This window comes from Shewanella sp. 2_MG-2023 (assembly GCF_030548905.1).
In the GTDB taxonomy this organism is placed as follows: Bacteria; Pseudomonadota; Gammaproteobacteria; order Enterobacterales; family Shewanellaceae; genus Shewanella; species Shewanella electrodiphila.
In genome coordinates, this window is sequence record NZ_JAUOSO010000029.1 from 1 (window position 1) to 17,391 (window position 17,391).

Genomic DNA, 17,391 nt, shown 5'->3' on the forward strand with positions numbered 1-17,391 from the left:
TGGCTGGGATACCAGGATTCGAACCTGGGGATGCCGAGATCAAAACCCGGTGCCTTACCACTTGGCGATATCCCAATCTAAAGCTTTTTAAAAAACCCGCTATTTACATAGCCAATTTTTTTAATAATGGTACGGGAAGAGAGACTTGAACTCTCACACCTTACGGCACCAGAACCTAAATCTGGCGTGTCTACCAATTCCACCACTCCCGCACTGACTCTGTTTTTCATCCAGAACACGATGCTCATTTAACCTTGAGAAGGTTGCCGGTCATATTTCTAAAGTTATCACTTTAACTAACCAGCAATCTCTTATTTTACATCTAGAGAAGATGGTAGCAATGGCGGGACTTGAACCTGCGACCCCAGCATTATGAGTGCTGTGCTCTAACCAGCTGAGCTACATTGCCACTTTATTCTTACTTGCCCTCGTCGTGAGGACGGGGCGTATTATGCTTATTCAGGGTATCGAGGTCAACTGCTTTTTTTAGCTATTTTCATCAATTGTTGTTGTTCGGCTATAAGTTCACCAAACTGAGCGCCAAATCGACAAAATATCCTAATAAAGTTAACCTCAATACTCTTTAACGGTGATCTTCAGACTATTATAGTTTGAAAATACCGATTACACGTTAAATAGGAAATGCATAACATCGCCATCTTTAACGATATAACCTTTACCTTCGACACGTAATTTACCCGCATCTTTAGCGCCAGCTTCACCTTTATGTTCGATAAAGTCATCATAGCTCATTACTTGAGCACGAATGAAACCACGTTCGAAGTCAGTATGGATCACGCCCGCAGCTTGTGGCGCACTCGCACCGACTGGTACTGTCCATGCTCTTACTTCTTTTACACCTGCAGTAAAGTAAGTTTGTAAGTCTAATAATTGGTAACCCGCACGGATCACGCGATCAAGACCTGACTCTTCAAGGCCAAGATCTGCCATAAACTCAACACGGTCTTCAGCATCCATTTCTGCAAGCTCTGATTCAATTGCAGCACAAACGGCAACAACCACTGCATTCTCAGTCTCTGCAATCGCTTTAACAGCGTCTAAATGTGGATTATCTTCAAAACCATCTTCAGCTACGTTAGCAATGTACATCGTAGGCTTTAATGTAAGGAAGTTAAGGTAAGCAACAGCGGCAATCTCTTCTTTGCTTAACTCTAGTGAACGCAACATTTGGCCTTCATCTAATGTTGGGCGCATTTTTTCAAGCACTTCAACTTCAAACTTAGCTTCTTGATCGCCACCTTTAGCACGCTTCTGTTGACGGAAAATAGCACGCTCTAAGCTATCTAAGTCAGCAAGTGCAAGTTCAGTGTTAATCACTTCGATGTCACCGGCTGGATCAACTTTATTAGCAACGTGAACGATGTTTGGATCTTCAAAACAACGAACAACATGACCAATTGCATCAGTTTCACGGATGTTAGCAAGGAACTTATTTCCTAAACCTTCACCTTTTGATGCGCCTGCTACCAAACCAGCAATATCAACAAATTCCATTGTGGTTGGTAAAATACGCTCAGGGCTAACAATCGCAGCTAACTGATCTAGACGTGAATCCGGTACAGGTACAACACCTGTGTTAGGCTCAATGGTACAAAACGGGAAGTTAGCTGCTTCAATTCCTGCTTCTGTTAATGCATTAAATAGTGTCGACTTACCTACGTTTGGCAAACCCACAATGCCGCATTTAAAACCCATATTTGTTACCTTTATATATGTTGAACTGCATCGAAACTGAGGCAGTGAATATCAATAGTTGCTTTGAAACAGAAAAACCTTACTACCTTTATATAGGCTATAAAATTTAAACTGCTTTAAAAGTATGTAATCTGTTCATGGCTTTCGCCATATCTTGCTTAAATAAAATCTCAGTTGAACGCACTGCTTCATCAATCACTGCATCCATCTTTTCTTGTTCGCTTGCTGGCGCTTTACCCAGTACATAACCGCTAACACGATTTTTGTCTCCAGGATGACCAATACCTATCCGTAGGCGGTGAAACCCTTTGTCATTGGCCATTTTAGCAATAATGTCTTTTAAACCATTATGGCCACCATGACCGCCACCTAATTTAAACTTTGCAACGCCCGGTTCCATATCAAGCTCATCATGAGCGACTAATATTTCTTCTGGTGTAATTCGGAAAAAATTGGCTAATGCACCTACTGATTTTCCGCTAAGGTTCATAAAAGTGGTCGGGATCAATAATCGTACGTCTTTACCATCAATCGTCACTCTGGCAGTTAAACCAAAGTATTTACTGTCAGGTACAAGCGTTGCGCCGCATAGGCGCGCTAGCTCTTGCACATACCATGCACCGGCATTATGACGAGTTTGTGCGTATTCAGCACCAGGATTGGCAAGACCAACAATTAGTTTTATTTGACTCATTAGCACTCATTTTTAGCGAATAATATGACCGCGCTGACTTCAAATCATCCTAATAAAATTGCCGAAATGTGATTTGAAGGCGCTAAAGCGCGGCATTTTAACACTCAAAACTGAACTCAACAATTACCGCGTGTTATTTAACCTAGATTTAGGCTAAACCTAATGCATATTTGAGGACTTTCTTTTTGATAGGGTTATCATGATTTGCGAGTTTTAGCATACCATTACGTAATAGCTTAAGCGGCATTAAGTCATTACTGAAGCCGGCATAAAATGCATCCATTGCCGACATCATTAATAAGTTGTCGCTATAACGCTTACATTGATATTGCTTTAAAGTGGTTTCAGTCCACCATGGACGGTTATTACCAACCGCATCGGCGATAGTCGCAATCAATACGTCGACATCTTTAAAACCTATATTCACCCCTTGACCTGCAAGTGGGTTAATCGTGTGAGCTGCATCGCCTAAAATCACCACATTATCTTGGCAATATGATTGCGCATGACGACGAGTTAACGGAAAGCTACCACGGTCAATAACAGTAAAATCACTGTCTAATCGCTGCGGAAAGTGTTGTTTAATTTGCTCAGCAAGTTGCAGATGATTAAGCTGCATTAACTGTTTAATGCGGCTACGACTGTCATACCAAACTAATGAAGCATTGTTGCCAGGAAGCGGTAATAACGAGCGCGGCCCTGCTGGAGTAAATTGCTGCCAAGTGACATCTTGCTGCTCAGTGGATGTGGCGACATTAATAAGCATCGCTGATTGGGCATAATCCCAACCAGTAATACCAATACCAGCCCATTGACGCACTTGCGAGTTAGCACCATCAGCGCCAACTAATAATGCTGCACGGATTTCTGTCCCAGAATCTAAAGTGACTTTTATCTGTTGTTGATCATCAAGGGTTACACGCTCAAAACGACTGACACTTTCAGGGCAATAGAGTGTGATATTGTCCATAGCCTCTATTTTTTGCCATAAACAAAGTTGAATTAATCGATTTTCAAAAAAGTAGCCTAAATGTGGCTCATCAATTTGATCTGCATGAAATTGAGTGATGCAATCTTCCACCTCCCAAGTTTCTAGGCCTTTATAAGCCACGTGACGCAAAGATAACAATTCATCCATTACCCCAAGTCGCTCAAGCAATTGCTCTGAAGCAACACTAATAGCAGACACTCGAAGATCTAGGGGCTGTTCAGGCTCATAGGCTTTTGGTTGATAGGCTTCTATCATTGCGACATTCAGGCCAAGCTGCCCTAACCCTACCGCGACAGCTGCGCCAACCATGCCGCCGCCCACAATCACCACATCATGTTGTACTTGTAGATCTTGTTTTGCCTTATCTTGAACTGCATCTTGCATTGCTAAACCCTTCTCATCGCACTTTCGTACTTATTAGCATTAACCGTAACGATTAAAATATGTACAAACGTGTCTAAAATCGCTTAATCGTGTCGATATGTTGCTATCTAATCTTAGAGCAACACCTGCTTACAATGGTGACACATTAACCAGTAAACCTCTTCATATACTGAAACTGTCTAATGAATACACCTTGCACCACATCCGTCATGCCAAGGTAAGAGAGGATACTATGTCTAGTCAAAGCACGTACGTACATTCTAACAATATTAGCAGCAACCATTCGGGCCTACTTTCTATTCCTGAGGCTATATCAAAGCGTATGCCAAAGGGCAGAAAATCAGCAAGCATCACTCGAATGTTTACCCATAGTTTACTGGCTATCACAGCATTATTTTCTGTTGCTTCCCAAGCGCAAATGCAACCAATGGAAACCGTCACCGTGATTTACCGTTCTTCGTTTGATTATGCCTTATATCAACAAACCACGGAAATACTCACACGCTTTAATCGGGAGCTACCACAACAAATTATTGCCAGAGCTCGTCAAGATAACGTGGCAATGGCAAAAGAATTCGGTTTTTCAGTCCAAGAAGCCAATGAATTAGTCTCGTTTGACTATCATGCAGATCAACTACAGCAAAACTTAATCGCTCAAGCGCGCCTTGATAATCAGCGCATAGCCAAGCAATTAGGCTTTTTTACCAATCAATCAAACGAGTTAGCCGACCAAGATAAATACTCGCAAAAAATAGGGGTATTAAGCTTTTCAGAATAATGCTCACTAGATGTGCACAAAGGCTAGCCAGCGAGCCTTTGTGCAGTTAAAATACTCGGCTATTTTTCTGTGGTATATAGAACGGCGTATCTGATGAGTAAAAAACTACACATAAAAACCTGGGGCTGTCAGATGAATGAATACGATTCATCTAAAATGGCTGACTTGCTGGACGATTATCAAGGTTACACCTTGACTGAGAATGCTGAAGAAGCAGACGTACTCCTGCTTAACACATGCTCAATTCGTGAAAAAGCACAGGAAAAAGTGTTTCATCAGCTTGGTCGCTGGAAAACCTTAAAAGATAAAAATCCTAATTTAGTTATCGGTGTCGGTGGTTGTGTTGCTTCACAAGAAGGTAAAGCAATTAAAGAACGTGCTCAATGCGTTGATATCATTTTCGGCCCACAAACCTTGCATCGTTTACCTGAAATGATCACCCAAATTAATAATGGCGACAAAGCCGTTATTGATGTGAGCTTCCCAGAAATCGAAAAGTTTGACCGTTTACCAGAGCCAAAAGCTGATGGTCCATCGGCATTCGTTTCAATTATGGAAGGTTGTAGCAAATACTGTTCATTCTGTGTTGTACCTTATACACGCGGCGAAGAAGTTAGCCGCCCAGTCGATGACGTGATTCTAGAAGTCGCTCAACTAGCTGAACAAGGTGTACGTGAAGTTAACCTGTTAGGCCAAAACGTGAATGCCTTCCGTGGTCCGACTCACGACGATCAAATTTGTACCTTTGCAGAGTTATTGCGCTTAGTGGCATCAATAGATGGCATCGACCGTATCCGCTTTACAACCAGTCATCCGATTGAGTTCTCTCAAGACATCATTGATGTATATGAAGACACTCCTGAACTTGTTAGCTTCTTACACCTTCCTGTTCAATCAGGGTCAGATCGTATTTTGACTAACATGAAACGTGGCCACATGGCGATTGAATACAAATCAATTATTCGTCGTTTACGTAAAGCCCGTCCTGATATTCATATCAGTTCTGACTTTATTATTGGCTTCCCTGGTGAAAGCCAAGCTGACTTTGAAGACACAATGAAGTTAATTGAAGATGTAAGCTTCGATCACAGCTTCAGCTTTATTTACAGTGCTCGTCCAGGTACCCCAGCTGCAGACTTACCAGATGATGTCACTATGACTGAAAAGAAACAGCGTCTGGCTATTTTACAAGACCGAATCACCCAGCAAGCGATGCGTTACAGCCGTCAAATGTTAGGTACTGTGCAACGTATTTTAGTTGAAGGTCCTTCAGTAAAGAATCCAATGGAGCTTCGCGGTCGTACTGAAAATAACCGCGTAGTGAATTTCGAAGGTAACCCTAAGAGCATTGGCGGGTTTGTTGACGTAGAAATCGTTGACGTATACACCAACTCTTTACGTGGCGTATTTGTTCGCGCAGAAGATGAAATGGATTTACGTCGTAGTTTGCGTCCGTCTGACATTTTAGCTAAACACAAAACTGATGATGATTTAGGCGTAACCCAATTTACCCCTAATTAAGTCATAATCTAGTGATGATATTTAGTTAATAAAGGCGGCTATAAGCCGCCTTTATTGTGCTTTTACCTAAATACCGTGGTATTTTAAATACAACACTCGTAGACTCTTTGTTAATAAACATATCGTTTTTGGAGCATTATTTTTGTCCACTAAAGTTACAACCATGAATTTGTATCTCGAGCCTGCTGAGACTCGAAGAATAGCCTCATTATGTGGTCCTTATGATGACAACATTAAGCAACTTGAGCGCCGTCTAGGTGTTGAGATTGTCCACAAAAACAATCATTTCACAATTGTTGGTCTGCCTCGTAATGCCTTTAATGCCAATAATTTATTGAAACAGCTTTATATTGAAACCCAAACGGTTAAAGGCAGCACGCCTGATCTTGAGCCTGAAAGAGTCCATTTAGCCATTCAAGAAGTGATTAATCTTGAGGCTGAATCTTCTGCTGAAGACGATACCCTGCACATTAAAACCAAGCGTGGCATTATCAAGCCGCGTAATCCAAACCAAGCTAATTATGTGGCAAACATTGCTAAACATGACATCACCTTTGGTATTGGGCCTGCTGGTACAGGTAAAACCTTTTTAGCTGTTGCTGCCGCAGTCGATGCATTAGAACGTCAAGAAGTTCGTCGTATTCTATTAACACGTCCTGCGGTTGAAGCCGGTGAAAAACTCGGATTCTTGCCGGGTGATTTAAGCCAGAAAGTCGACCCGTATTTACGCCCACTTTATGATGCTTTGTTTGAAATGTTAGGTTTTGAGAAAGTTGAAAAACTGCTTGAGCGCAACATCATTGAAATCGCCCCGCTGGCTTATATGCGCGGCCGTACTTTAAATGATGCCTTTGTGATTTTAGATGAAAGCCAGAACACCACTGTTGAACAAATGAAAATGTTCTTAACCCGTATCGGCTTTAATTCACGCGCGGTCATCACTGGTGATATTACTCAAATCGATTTACCGCGCAGTCAAAAGTCAGGACTACGCCAGGCAATTGAAGTGCTCAGCGAAGTCAATGACATTAGCTTTAACTTCTTTATGTCTCAAGATGTGGTTCGTCACCCGATTGTTGCCCGCATCGTTGAAGCTTATGAAGCATTTGATTCAAAAGAACTGGCACTAAAAGCTGAAAAAGAGCGCCAATATAAACAACGTCAGAATGCATTTAATGAACAAATGAGCAATGAAGATGCTAATACTGTTGGAGTGGTAAAAAATGACGCTTAACTCTGACGTAGCTTCAAAGCTTGATTTAGAGCTAGATTTACAAATTGCCGTTGATGACCCGCAACAATTACCAACTCAAGATGAGTTTGAGTTATGGGTTAAAACAGCACTCGGTAATACCATGGAAACGGCTGAATTAACGATTCGCATTGTCGAAAACAGTGAAAGTCAGCAGCTTAACCATACTTACCGCGGGAAAGATAAACCTACCAATGTTTTATCTTTTCCTTTCGAGGCGCCTCCAGGGATTGAATTACCACTTTTAGGTGATTTAATCATTGCCGCTGAAGTCGTAGAACTCGAAGCAAAACAACAGAATAAGCCCCTTATAGCACATTGGGCCCACATGGTTATTCACGGCTGCTTGCATTTGCTAGGTTATGACCATATTATCGACAACGAAGCTGAAGAAATGGAGTCATTAGAGACTCAACTCATTGAAGGCTTAGGTTTTTCAAATCCGTATAAGGAAGCATAAATAAGTCAAAGGATTGCATGTAAATGCCTCCGATGATTTAGTAAAATATTATGAGTGACGACATCCCACCGAGTACCAACGCCCGTAAAAAAAACTGGATTGACAAAATAGGTCAGTTGTTTCAGGGCGAACCTCAAAATCGCGAAGATCTCGTAGAGGTCATTGCGGGCGCTGAAGAGCGTGATTTAATTACTGAAGATACCCGTGAAATGATGAATGGCGTATTAGAAGTTTCAGGATTACGCGTACGCGATATCATGATCCCTCGCAGCCAAATAGTCACACTACAAATCGATAGCACAGTTGATGAATTACTGAAAACAGTAATAGAATCAGCTCACTCTCGTTTTCCTGTAGTCAACGAAGATAAAGACCATATCGAAGGCATTTTGCTTGCAAAAGATCTGCTTAAGTATGGCTTCAAGCAATCAGACCAACCTTTCTCACTGCATCAAGTCATCAGGCCAGCTGTAGTGGTTCCAGAAAGCAAACGTGTCGATGTGCTACTCAAAGAATTCCGCTCCCAGCGATATCATATGGCCATTGTGGTCGATGAATATGGTGGGGTATCCGGTCTTGTCACAATTGAAGATATCTTGGAAGAAATCGTCGGTGAAATTGAAGATGAATTCGACCATAGTTCAGTAGAAGATACGGAAATCAAAAAAATCAGTAACACCGTGTTTATGATTAAAGCACGTACCCCTATTGATGAATTTAACGAAGCTTGCGGTACTCAATTCAGCGATGAAGAATTTGATACTGTCGGCGGTTTAGTGTCACACGCCTTTGGTCATTTACCAGAGCGCAATGAAAGTGTACTTATCGATAATATCGAGTTTAAAGTCACTAACGCTGATACAAGACGGTTAATTCAACTTAGCGTTAAGTTACCAGATCCTAAACTTCAAGAAGATAACGACGACTAACACTGTGTTTAAAAAAATAAATATCTCGAAGTCATCACTATTAAAGATGGTGACGGCTTTTGCTGCGGGCGCGAGTACCACTCTCGCCTTTGCTCCTTACGCAATATGGGCTTTCTACCCCGCGGCAATGATATTTGTTCTCTATCAAAGCCGACACTTAACCCCTAAAGAAAACTTCTTTCATTGGCTAAGTTTCGGCTTTGGTTGTTTTGCTTTTGGGATCAGCTGGGTCCATGTCAGTATTGATACGTTTGGCGGATTACCGTTATTCGTTTCAATGGGGCTTATGGCATTACTGGCATTTTATTTAGCGCTATACCCTGCATTAGCGGGGTATCTCACCGCAAGACTTAGTCAGTATCCGCACTTTAAACATTGGCATCATGCCTTTCAGTATCTCGGTTTATTCCCTGCACTTTGGGTATTAACTGAATGGATGCGTGGATGGGTGCTTACAGGGTTCCCATGGTTATGGGCTGGCTACAGTCAAACCCAGGGACCGATTTCTGAACTTGGCAGCGTTATTGGCGCACTAGGATTAAGTTATCTCATCGCTCTGTTTTGCGGCAGCATTGTTTTAGTGTTAAAGAAACGTTTTATCAGTGCAGCGGTCATCACCGCCAGCATTATCATTGCGACAATCGTTACGCCATTAATCTCTGACATTACCCCTCGCGGCGAAACCGTTAAAGTGGCGTTAGTGCAAGGCAATATCGAACAAAGCATGAAGTGGGAGCCTGATGCGTTATGGCCGACACTGCTTAAATATATGGATTTAAGCCGTCCAAACTTTGATGCCGATATTATCGTCTGGCCAGAAGCTGCAGTACCCGCTCCAGAGTCAATGGTGGGAGACTTTTTACATAATACCGATAAAGTGGCGAATATGAATGATAGCGCCATCATTACCGGTATTATCAGCACACAGCAGCAAGAATTTTATAACTCACTTATTGTATTGGGTAACGCCAATCAGTCAGTGCAGCCCCAAGGTGACTATCAAGGCAATGGCACCAATGATTACAAAAAACATCACTTACTCCCTATCGGTGAATTTGTCCCGTTTGAAAGCCTGTTAAGACCATTAGCGCCGTTTTTTAATCTCCCTATGTCATCGTTTGGGCGCGGAACTTATCAACAGCAAAACTTAAATGCCATGGGCTATCAAATAGCCCCTGCTCTTTGCTTCGAAATTGTGTTTCCTGAGCAACTGCGCGCCAATATCGATGAAGATACCGATTTACTGTTAACGGTTTCAAATGATGCTTGGTTTGGCGATACAATTGGTCCATTGCAACACATGGAAATAGCCCAAATGCGCTCAATTGAATTAGGCCGTCCACTAGTTCGAGCAACCAACAATGGTGTAACAGCTGTGGTAGATATTCACGGTCGTATTACCCATCAAATCCCGCAATTTAAACAAGGCGTATTAGTTGCAGATGTTCCGTTATATAACGGTGAAACGTGGTTTAAACGTATTGGCCAAACACCATTATTATTACTCTGTGGTTTGTTGTTTTTGATAGGGTTAACTCAACAAATCATCCTTTGGAAAAAAGGCAGACCTGATTGAGCTTGAAACGATTTAATCAAGGTTTTACCTTAATAGAACTTGTTGTGGTGATTATTATTTTGGCCATACTGGCAATTATTGCTGCGCCAAAATTTATCAATATGTCCACTGAAGCCCGTATTAGCGGTTTATCTCAGCTAAATGCCAGTGCAAAATCCGCAAATAACTTAGTCTATGCTCGCTCGCAAATGAGCAGCTTCTCTACCCAAACTGTCAACAATAGAGCTGACTTACTTGATATCGACCTTGAAGGTGATGGCAGTTTTAATACACGTCTTAAATGGGGTTATTTGGATAATACCGATATTGAAGAATGGTTGATCTTGGATAACGGCTTTGTCATTGAGTATCAAGGTATTGCCGATACTTTTATCGGCTATGATCTCAATGATGACGGTAAGGTGTTAGATGACAATTGTTATTTTCACTACGTACAAGCCAGTAACGCAACCACTGGGCCGCAATATAATAATGTCACAACTGGTTGCTAGCCGTTTAAACACAGCTAGTAACCATTAAATGTGCAACCTCAAAATTTAAGGCGCTAACGATTCTCGGGTAAACATTTCATTGTCGCATTGCGGGCAATCAGGAATTAAGCTCGGAAACTCAATATTCATTTCATGATTACATTCAGTACAAATCACTTTGCCCTGATTAATCACTTCACCTGACATATAAAAGCCTTTGTGTTTGAAATCTTGAGCAATCTCATGCCACTCAACTTGGCTGCGGTCAGTAATTTCACCTAACCAGTGCCAAAGGGTGTTTTCTAAGGTGATCACCGTTGGGCTATAACTAAGATTATCGGCATTTTCGTCTTTTAGGTAACTTGCAATGTCACGCTTTAAAAATTCTTCTACTAAAGCTAACTCATCTTCACCTGCATCAGATTTGAGTTGCAAATAATCTTTACACTGGGTTATTGATGCAAAAAGGCTCTTTGCTGTCAATGAGTTATCTTCATCATAACGCTGCTTAACTTGCTCAAAAAGCGTGTGATAAAGCGCTAATAACGCTGAACTTCGTCCACTCATAAAAAATACTCCTTCATCTGAACCTTTTTAATGCATCACTTCTAGTTTATTCTATGCAGATCTCACTCGCGCTTTTTAGCGTTAGATCAAACAATGGGCGGCATAGGCCGGAATAGATTGATGCAAGAGCAATATAATCCCTCAGAAATTGAAGCCTTAGTGCAAAAGCACTGGGAAGACAAAAAAACCTTCGAAGTAACAGAAGATGAAAACAAAGAGAAGTTCTACTGTCTCTCTATGTTCCCTTATCCGTCTGGCCGACTTCACATGGGACACGTCCGTAACTACACCATAGGTGATGTTGTTGCTCGTTACCAACGTTTGCAAGGTAAAAATGTTCTACAACCTATTGGTTGGGACTCATTCGGCCTACCTGCTGAAAATGCGGCAATCAATAATAAGACTGCCCCAGCACCGTGGACATACGAAAATATCGACTACATGAAGAACCAACTTAAGCTATTAGGTTTTGGTTACGATTGGAGCCGTGAAATCGCCACATGTACGCCTGAGTACTACCAGTGGGAACAATGGTTCTTCACCCAGCTTTATGAAAAAGGCTTAGTCTACAAAAAGACAGCTTCTGTAAACTGGTGTCCAAATGATGAAACGGTACTGGCTAACGAGCAAGTACAAGACGGCTGTTGCTGGCGCTGTGACACTGAGGTGGTTCAAAAAGAAATTCCTCAGTGGTTCATCAAGATCACCGATTACGCTGAAGAACTATTAAATGACATCGATCAGCTAGACGAATGGCCTGAACAGGTTAAGTCTATGCAACGTAACTGGATTGGCCGCAGTGAAGGTATCGAAATGACCTTTAATGTTGCTAACAGTGATGAGACATTCGATATCTATACCACACGTCCTGACACCGTAATGGGTGTGACGTATGTTGCAATTGCAAGTGGTCACCCACTGGCAGAGCAAGCGGCAAAGAGCAACCCTGATTTAGCGGCATTCATCGAAGAATGTAAAAACGTTGATACCACTGAAGCTGCTATGGCTGTGATGGAAAAGAAAGGTGTTGCTACTGGTCTTAATGCTGTTCACCCATTAACAGGCAAAGAAGTGCCAATCTGGGTAGGTAACTTTGTATTAATGAACTACGGTACTGGCGCGGTTATGTCTGTACCCGCTCATGATCAACGTGACTTTGAGTTTGCTAAAAAATACGGTCTTTCGATTGAAGCTGTGATTAAGCCAGCAGATAGCGAAGTCGACATCAGTGAAGCTGCATTTACTGACAAAGGTGTACTGTTTAATTCTGCAGAATTTGATGGACTTGAATTCCAAGCTGCATTTGATGCTATTGATGCCAAACTAACTGCTGAAGGCAAAGGTAAACGTCAAGTTAACTTCCGTCTTCGTGACTGGGGTGTATCTCGTCAGCGTTACTGGGGCGCGCCAATTCCAATGGTGACCTTAGAAGACGGCACGGTAATGCCAACGCCAGCTGAACAACTTCCGGTTATCTTACCTGAAGATGTCGTAATGGACGGTATTCAAAGCCCGATTAAAGCCGACAAAGAGTGGGCTAAAACCGAAGTTAACGGTCAACCAGCACTGCGTGAAACAGATACCTTTGATACCTTCATGGAATCTTCTTGGTACTACGCACGTTACTGTAGCCCGCATGCAGATCAAATGCTTGATCCTGCTAAAGCTAACTACTGGTTACCAGTGGATCAATACATCGGTGGTATCGAGCATGCTTGTATGCATCTTCTGTACTTCCGTTTCTTCCACAAATTATTACGTGATATCGGTTTAGTTGACTCTGATGAGCCAGCAAAACGCTTATTGACTCAAGGTATGGTATTGGCAGATGCTTATTACTATAACAACGAGAAAGGCGCACGTGTGTGGGTTTCACCAGCTGATGTAACAGTTCAAGAAACTGATGACAAAGGCCGTGTAGTCAAAGCAATCGACAGCGAAGGTCATGAACTGGTTTACACCGGCATGAGCAAGATGTCGAAGTCTAAGAATAACGGTATCGACCCACAAGAAATGGTTGATAAATACGGTGCAGACACAGTCCGTTTATTCATGATGTTTGCAGCGCCGCCTGAATTAACCCTTGAGTGGCAAGAATCAAGTGTTGAAGGTGCGCACCGTTTCATTAAGCGTTTCTGGAAAACGGCACACGATCATGTTGCCCAAGGCGAAGTGGTTGCATTAGACCCTAAAGCCCTAGACAACAATCAAAAAGCACTACGCCGTGAACTGCATAAGACCATTGCCAAAGTCAGCGATGATATTGAGCGTCGTCAAATGTTCAACACTGCGATTGCTGCGATCATGGAATTAATGAACAAATTGCAAAAAGCACCGTCTGCCAATGAGCAAGACCGTGCCCTAATGCAAGAAGCATTAACCGCAGTGACTCGTTTACTTTACCCAATCATTCCACATACAAGTTTCAGCTTGTGGACTGCTTTAGGTAATACAACAGATATCGAAGACAGCTTGTGGCCAACAGTTGATGAATCAGCATTAGTTGAAGACAGCAAACTTATCATCGTACAAGTTAACGGTAAGCTTCGCGCTAAAATCACTGTTGCTGCTGACGCTTCTAAAGAAGAAGTTGAAGCCCTTGGTTTAGCTGATGAGAATGTGCTGAAGTTTGTTGAAGGCGTCACCGTTCGTAAAGTTATTTACGTCCCGGGTAAGCTGTTAAATATCGTTGCTAAGTAAACGATAATGGTGCGTTTGCTGTTATTTCAAAAGTAACAGCCAAATGCATCACACATTGCTTATACCAACAGAAAGGTTGCTATTGATTAGCAACCTTTCTTATTTCCCTGTAATCTACTATCAGGGTTGCGAAAGCAATAAATTCTATTTAAAAGTTAAGTAAAAGGATGCCGATACTAGTGATGCTAATAAAACGCATTAGCTTGGCAATGATGGCACTGGTTATATTAACCACTGCAGGTTGCGGCTTTAAATTACAACGCAGTTATTCTATTCCAGTCGAGCTTGAAGAATTGCATTTAAGCACCAACGATCAATACAGTGAACTGTCACGTTTAGTCAGCGATCGCCTACGTATTCATGCTATTTCAACGGTTCCAGCATCAGATACCACGCCTACCCTAAGACTGGTAAATGATTCTCTTGAGCGTGCAACACTGTCTCTGTACCCGACAGGTAACGTCGCTGAATACGAGCTCATTTATTTAGTGAATTACTCACTCACACTACCTGAGTCTGAACCACAAATATTCCAAACAGAAATTCGTCGTGACTATCAAGACGATCCACGTACAGCATTAGCAAAAAGTCGTGAAATGGAAATGTTGGTCAAAGAAATGCGTATTCAGGCCGCCGACAATATTATTCAAACTCTGGCCTCCATTGAGGTGAATTAATGCGGGTTTACCCAGATCAAATAAGCCAACATCTTAAAAGCCCTCAAGGCTGTTACTTACTCTTCGGTGATGACCCATGGCTGATTGAAAACTGTAAAGCACAGATTCTAACGGCGGCTAAAAAACACGGATTTGATGAACGTGTTCACCTAACCCAAGAAACCGGTTTTAGTTGGAATGATTTGATTCAAGAGTGGCAATCCATGAGTTTGTTTGCCAGTCGCCGCATTATCGAACTCACTCTACCTCAGGCAAAACCTGGCACTGAAGGTTCTGCTGCATTCATTTCGATGATGCAAAATCCCAATCCAGACATCATCTTATTAATTCATGGGCCTAAGCTTTCTGCTGAAACAAAAAGTAAGTGGTTCAAAACCCTTGATGCAGCAGGTATATACTTACCTTGTACTACGCCAGAAGGTAAGCAATTTCAGCGTTGGTTAGATAACCGTATTAGTCATTACAAGTTACACGTACAGATGGATGCAAAAGCCATGCTGTTTAACTTGTTTGAAGGTAATTTGCTCGCAGCAGAACAAGCATTACAATTACTGCAGTTACTTAGCCCTAATGAGCCAATTCATAGTGATCATTTAACCGATTATTTTGAAGATCAATCTCGCTTTACCGTGTTTCAACTGACAGATGCCTTACTGGGTAATCATCAAAAACATGCTCAGCATATGGTGGTGCAGCTCAATGGCGAAGGCACTGCAATGCCAATTTTGATGTGGGCGCTATTTAAAGAGCTTAATGTATTACTCAACCTTAAGACTGCTGTAGAACAAGGCGCTCAACTAAATAGTTTATGGCAACAACATCGGATTTGGGATAAACGTAAGCCATTATACCAAGCGGCTTTAACCCGCTTAACCCTCAGCCAAATTGAACACATGCTGGCCTTTGCGTCAAAAATGGAAATGAACCTTAAACAACAAGGTATTGAAGATTGGACTGCTATGAGCCACTTATGCTTACTGTTTGATCCTAATGCTCATCGGCGTTTAGCGCATATAGAACTGCAAACATGAGCCCCATTTTGAGCAATAGTCATCATCAAGCAGGAATGAAAATTGGGTTATTAGGTGGCACCTTTGACCCAATTCACTTCGGTCATATCAAACCCGCTATAGAAGTTCAGCAGCAACTTGGGCTCGATAAAATTTGGTTAATGCCCAATCATATTCCACCGCACAAACAGACTACCCAAGTCAGCAGCCAACACCGCTTAGCGATGGCGCGACTTGTTTGCCAGCAATATGACCATTTTGAAGTGTGCGATATTGAAATTAATCGCGATACGCCGTCATATAGCGCAACGACACTGGAACTGCTAACACAACAATATCCTCAGCATCAGTTTTATTTCATCATGGGCACAGACTCGTTCATCAACCTACCGTCTTGGTACCAGTGGCAATCCATTTTTAATTTATGTCACTTAGTTGTCTGTCAGCGTCCAGGTTGGCAATTAGACAAAAACAGCCCGATGGCGGATTTGTTAATTCAAAATACAAAAGTGCCCGCATTAGCTAAAACGGGAAAAATATTCCCTGTCGATGTTAGCTTGCAGGATATTTCCTCAACAGAAATTCGTCGTTTCCTCAAAAATGTCCCCTTTGAACAACAAAAAACAACGCACAACACGAAAGTATTTGTTAACACAGAGATCGCTAATATGCTGCCCTTTGTGATCCAACAATACATTTGTGAGCATCATCTGTACCAAAATAAGTAAAAGCGATTTTAGATGCTTAATTGAACACGGCTTCAATTGCGCTAGCTAGGGTATTTTGCGTATAATGCTCCGTTATTTTTACATATTGAGGTAAGTGACGTGCAGAGCACGGAATTAAAAGATTTTGTTGTCGATAAGATCGACGACCTGAAAGCCAAAGACGTTGTGGTACTAGACGTGGCAAACCAATCACACATTACTGATTACATGGTAATTTGTTCTGGTACATCAAAAACTCATGTTCGCGCTATTGCAGAAAACATGATTGTTGAAGCTAAAACTGCTGGTAACCAACCATTAGGTGTTGAAGGCCGTGATAGCAGTGAATGGGTACTCGTTGATTTAGGTGGCGTAATTTTACACGTGATGCAGCAGCAAACACGCGAATTTTATGACCTAGAAAAGCTATGGACTGAAAACGACGCCTAATGAAGTTACAACTGATTGCTGTTGGCACTAAGATGCCAGATTGGGTCACCCGCGGGTTTGAAGAGTATCAACGTCGTTTCCCTCGAGATATGGCGTTAGAACTCATCGAGATCCCTGCTGGGAAGCGCGGTAAAAATGCTGATATAGCACGCATTCTTCAAAAAGAAGGCGAACTTATGCTAGCAGCTGTGCCCAAAGGCAATCACATTGTAAGCCTAGATTTGCCAGGCAAGAACTGGGAGACTCCCCAACTTGCTCAGCAACTCAGTAAATGGCAACTTGATGGCCGCGATGTCAGTTTGTTGATTGGCGGTCCTGAAGGCCTTGCACCTGATTGCAAAGCTGCCGCTAGTCAAAGTTGGTGTTTATCAGCCCTCACGCTACCCCATCCATTAGTTCGCGTTTTGGTTGCAGAAAGCCTTTACCGAGCATGGAGCATAAATAACAACCATCCCTACCACAGAGAATAAGCCTAATCGGTAAACCTCTGGTAAAAGTGAAGTTAATTC

General features: G+C 42.1%; 17 protein-coding genes and 3 tRNA genes. 13 read left to right on the forward strand and 7 right to left on the reverse strand.

Annotated elements, in window-relative coordinates; translation table 11 throughout:
• From Q4600_RS20170 to Q4600_RS20195, 6 genes are all read right to left on the reverse strand, one after another.
• A tRNA-Gln gene (locus tag Q4600_RS20170) sits at window positions 1-75 on the reverse strand.
• Between the two features lie 52 nt (window positions 76-127).
• Window positions 128-212 (reverse strand) — tRNA-Leu (locus Q4600_RS20175).
• A gap of 120 nt (window positions 213-332) precedes the next feature.
• Window positions 333-409, reverse strand: a tRNA-Met gene (locus Q4600_RS20180).
• 215 nt (window positions 410-624) lie between these two features.
• Window positions 625-1,716 carry a redox-regulated ATPase YchF gene (gene ychF / locus Q4600_RS20185; protein ID WP_303518294.1) on the reverse strand — a complete coding sequence of 364 codons (1,092 nt, stop codon included), beginning with the start codon at window positions 1,714-1,716 and terminating at the stop codon, window positions 625-627.
• 106 nt (window positions 1,717-1,822) lie between these two features.
• Window positions 1,823-2,410 carry an aminoacyl-tRNA hydrolase gene (pth, locus tag Q4600_RS20190; RefSeq protein ID WP_102528076.1) on the reverse strand — a complete coding sequence of 196 codons (588 nt, stop codon included), beginning with the start codon at window positions 2,408-2,410 and terminating at the stop codon, window positions 1,823-1,825.
• Between the two features lie 148 nt (window positions 2,411-2,558).
• Window positions 2,559-3,785 (reverse strand): FAD-dependent monooxygenase, encoded by a 1,227-nt coding sequence (locus tag Q4600_RS20195; protein ID WP_303518298.1) that lies wholly within the window; start codon window positions 3,783-3,785, stop codon window positions 2,559-2,561.
• A gap of 97 nt (window positions 3,786-3,882) precedes the next feature.
• Between Q4600_RS20195 and Q4600_RS20200 the strand changes: the two genes are divergently transcribed.
• From Q4600_RS20200 to Q4600_RS20230, 7 genes are all read left to right on the forward strand, one after another.
• Window positions 3,883-4,563: a hypothetical protein gene (locus Q4600_RS20200; RefSeq protein WP_303518301.1), complete on the forward strand. Its 681-nt coding sequence runs from the start codon at window positions 3,883-3,885 to the stop codon at window positions 4,561-4,563.
• A gap of 93 nt (window positions 4,564-4,656) precedes the next feature.
• Window positions 4,657-6,084: a tRNA (N6-isopentenyl adenosine(37)-C2)-methylthiotransferase MiaB gene (gene miaB / locus Q4600_RS20205; RefSeq protein ID WP_303518304.1), complete on the forward strand. Its 1,428-nt coding sequence runs from the start codon at window positions 4,657-4,659 to the stop codon at window positions 6,082-6,084.
• 142 nt (window positions 6,085-6,226) lie between these two features.
• Window positions 6,227-7,318, forward strand: coding sequence for a PhoH family protein (locus tag Q4600_RS20210; protein ID WP_248954400.1), 1,092 nt, complete (start codon window positions 6,227-6,229; stop codon window positions 7,316-7,318).
• Entirely contained in the window at window positions 7,308-7,796 is a 489-nt protein-coding gene (ybeY, locus tag Q4600_RS20215) for an rRNA maturation RNase YbeY (RefSeq protein WP_102528081.1), read from the forward strand. Before Q4600_RS20210 ends, ybeY begins: the two co-directional genes overlap by 11 nt.
• A gap of 50 nt (window positions 7,797-7,846) precedes the next feature.
• Entirely contained in the window at window positions 7,847-8,725 is an 879-nt protein-coding gene (gene corC / locus Q4600_RS20220) for a CNNM family magnesium/cobalt transport protein CorC (protein ID WP_102528082.1), read from the forward strand.
• 46 nt (window positions 8,726-8,771) lie between these two features.
• Window positions 8,772-10,301, forward strand: a complete 1,530-nt coding sequence (gene lnt / locus Q4600_RS20225; protein WP_303518362.1) for an apolipoprotein N-acyltransferase — start codon at window positions 8,772-8,774, stop codon at window positions 10,299-10,301.
• On the forward strand, window positions 10,298-10,792 hold the full coding sequence (locus tag Q4600_RS20230; RefSeq protein ID WP_303518310.1) for a prepilin-type N-terminal cleavage/methylation domain-containing protein: 495 nt from the start codon (window positions 10,298-10,300) through the stop codon (window positions 10,790-10,792). The genes lnt and Q4600_RS20230 overlap by 4 nt, the downstream gene beginning before the upstream one ends.
• A 45-nt stretch (window positions 10,793-10,837) precedes the next feature.
• Here Q4600_RS20230 and Q4600_RS20235 read toward each other — a convergent pair whose 3' ends face one another.
• Complete coding sequence (locus Q4600_RS20235; RefSeq protein WP_102528085.1) at window positions 10,838-11,338, reverse strand: zinc ribbon-containing protein; 501 nt, start codon at window positions 11,336-11,338, stop codon at window positions 10,838-10,840.
• 120 nt (window positions 11,339-11,458) lie between these two features.
• Between Q4600_RS20235 and leuS the strand changes: the two genes are divergently transcribed.
• From leuS to rlmH, 6 genes are all read left to right on the forward strand, one after another.
• Window positions 11,459-14,038 (forward strand): leucine--tRNA ligase, encoded by a 2,580-nt coding sequence (gene leuS / locus Q4600_RS20240; RefSeq protein ID WP_303518314.1) that lies wholly within the window; start codon window positions 11,459-11,461, stop codon window positions 14,036-14,038.
• A gap of 182 nt (window positions 14,039-14,220) precedes the next feature.
• On the forward strand, window positions 14,221-14,715 hold the full coding sequence (gene lptE / locus Q4600_RS20245; RefSeq protein ID WP_303518363.1) for an LPS assembly lipoprotein LptE: 495 nt from the start codon (window positions 14,221-14,223) through the stop codon (window positions 14,713-14,715).
• The gene (gene holA, locus Q4600_RS20250; protein ID WP_303518316.1) at window positions 14,715-15,746 is read left to right on the forward strand and encodes a DNA polymerase III subunit delta; all 1,032 of its coding nucleotides are present in this window, start codon (window positions 14,715-14,717) and stop codon (window positions 15,744-15,746) included. The genes lptE and holA overlap by 1 nt, the downstream gene beginning before the upstream one ends.
• Window positions 15,747-15,781: 35 nt before the next feature.
• The gene (nadD, locus tag Q4600_RS20255) at window positions 15,782-16,453 is read left to right on the forward strand and encodes a nicotinate-nucleotide adenylyltransferase (protein WP_303518366.1); all 672 of its coding nucleotides are present in this window, start codon (window positions 15,782-15,784) and stop codon (window positions 16,451-16,453) included.
• Window positions 16,454-16,552: 99 nt separating this feature from the next.
• Entirely contained in the window at window positions 16,553-16,882 is a 330-nt protein-coding gene (rsfS, locus tag Q4600_RS20260) for a ribosome silencing factor (RefSeq protein ID WP_102528089.1), read from the forward strand.
• Window positions 16,882-17,352 carry a 23S rRNA (pseudouridine(1915)-N(3))-methyltransferase RlmH gene (gene rlmH / locus Q4600_RS20265; protein WP_055025767.1) on the forward strand — a complete coding sequence of 157 codons (471 nt, stop codon included), beginning with the start codon at window positions 16,882-16,884 and terminating at the stop codon, window positions 17,350-17,352. Before rsfS ends, rlmH begins: the two co-directional genes overlap by 1 nt.
• The last annotated feature ends 39 nt before the right edge of the window (window positions 17,353-17,391 follow it).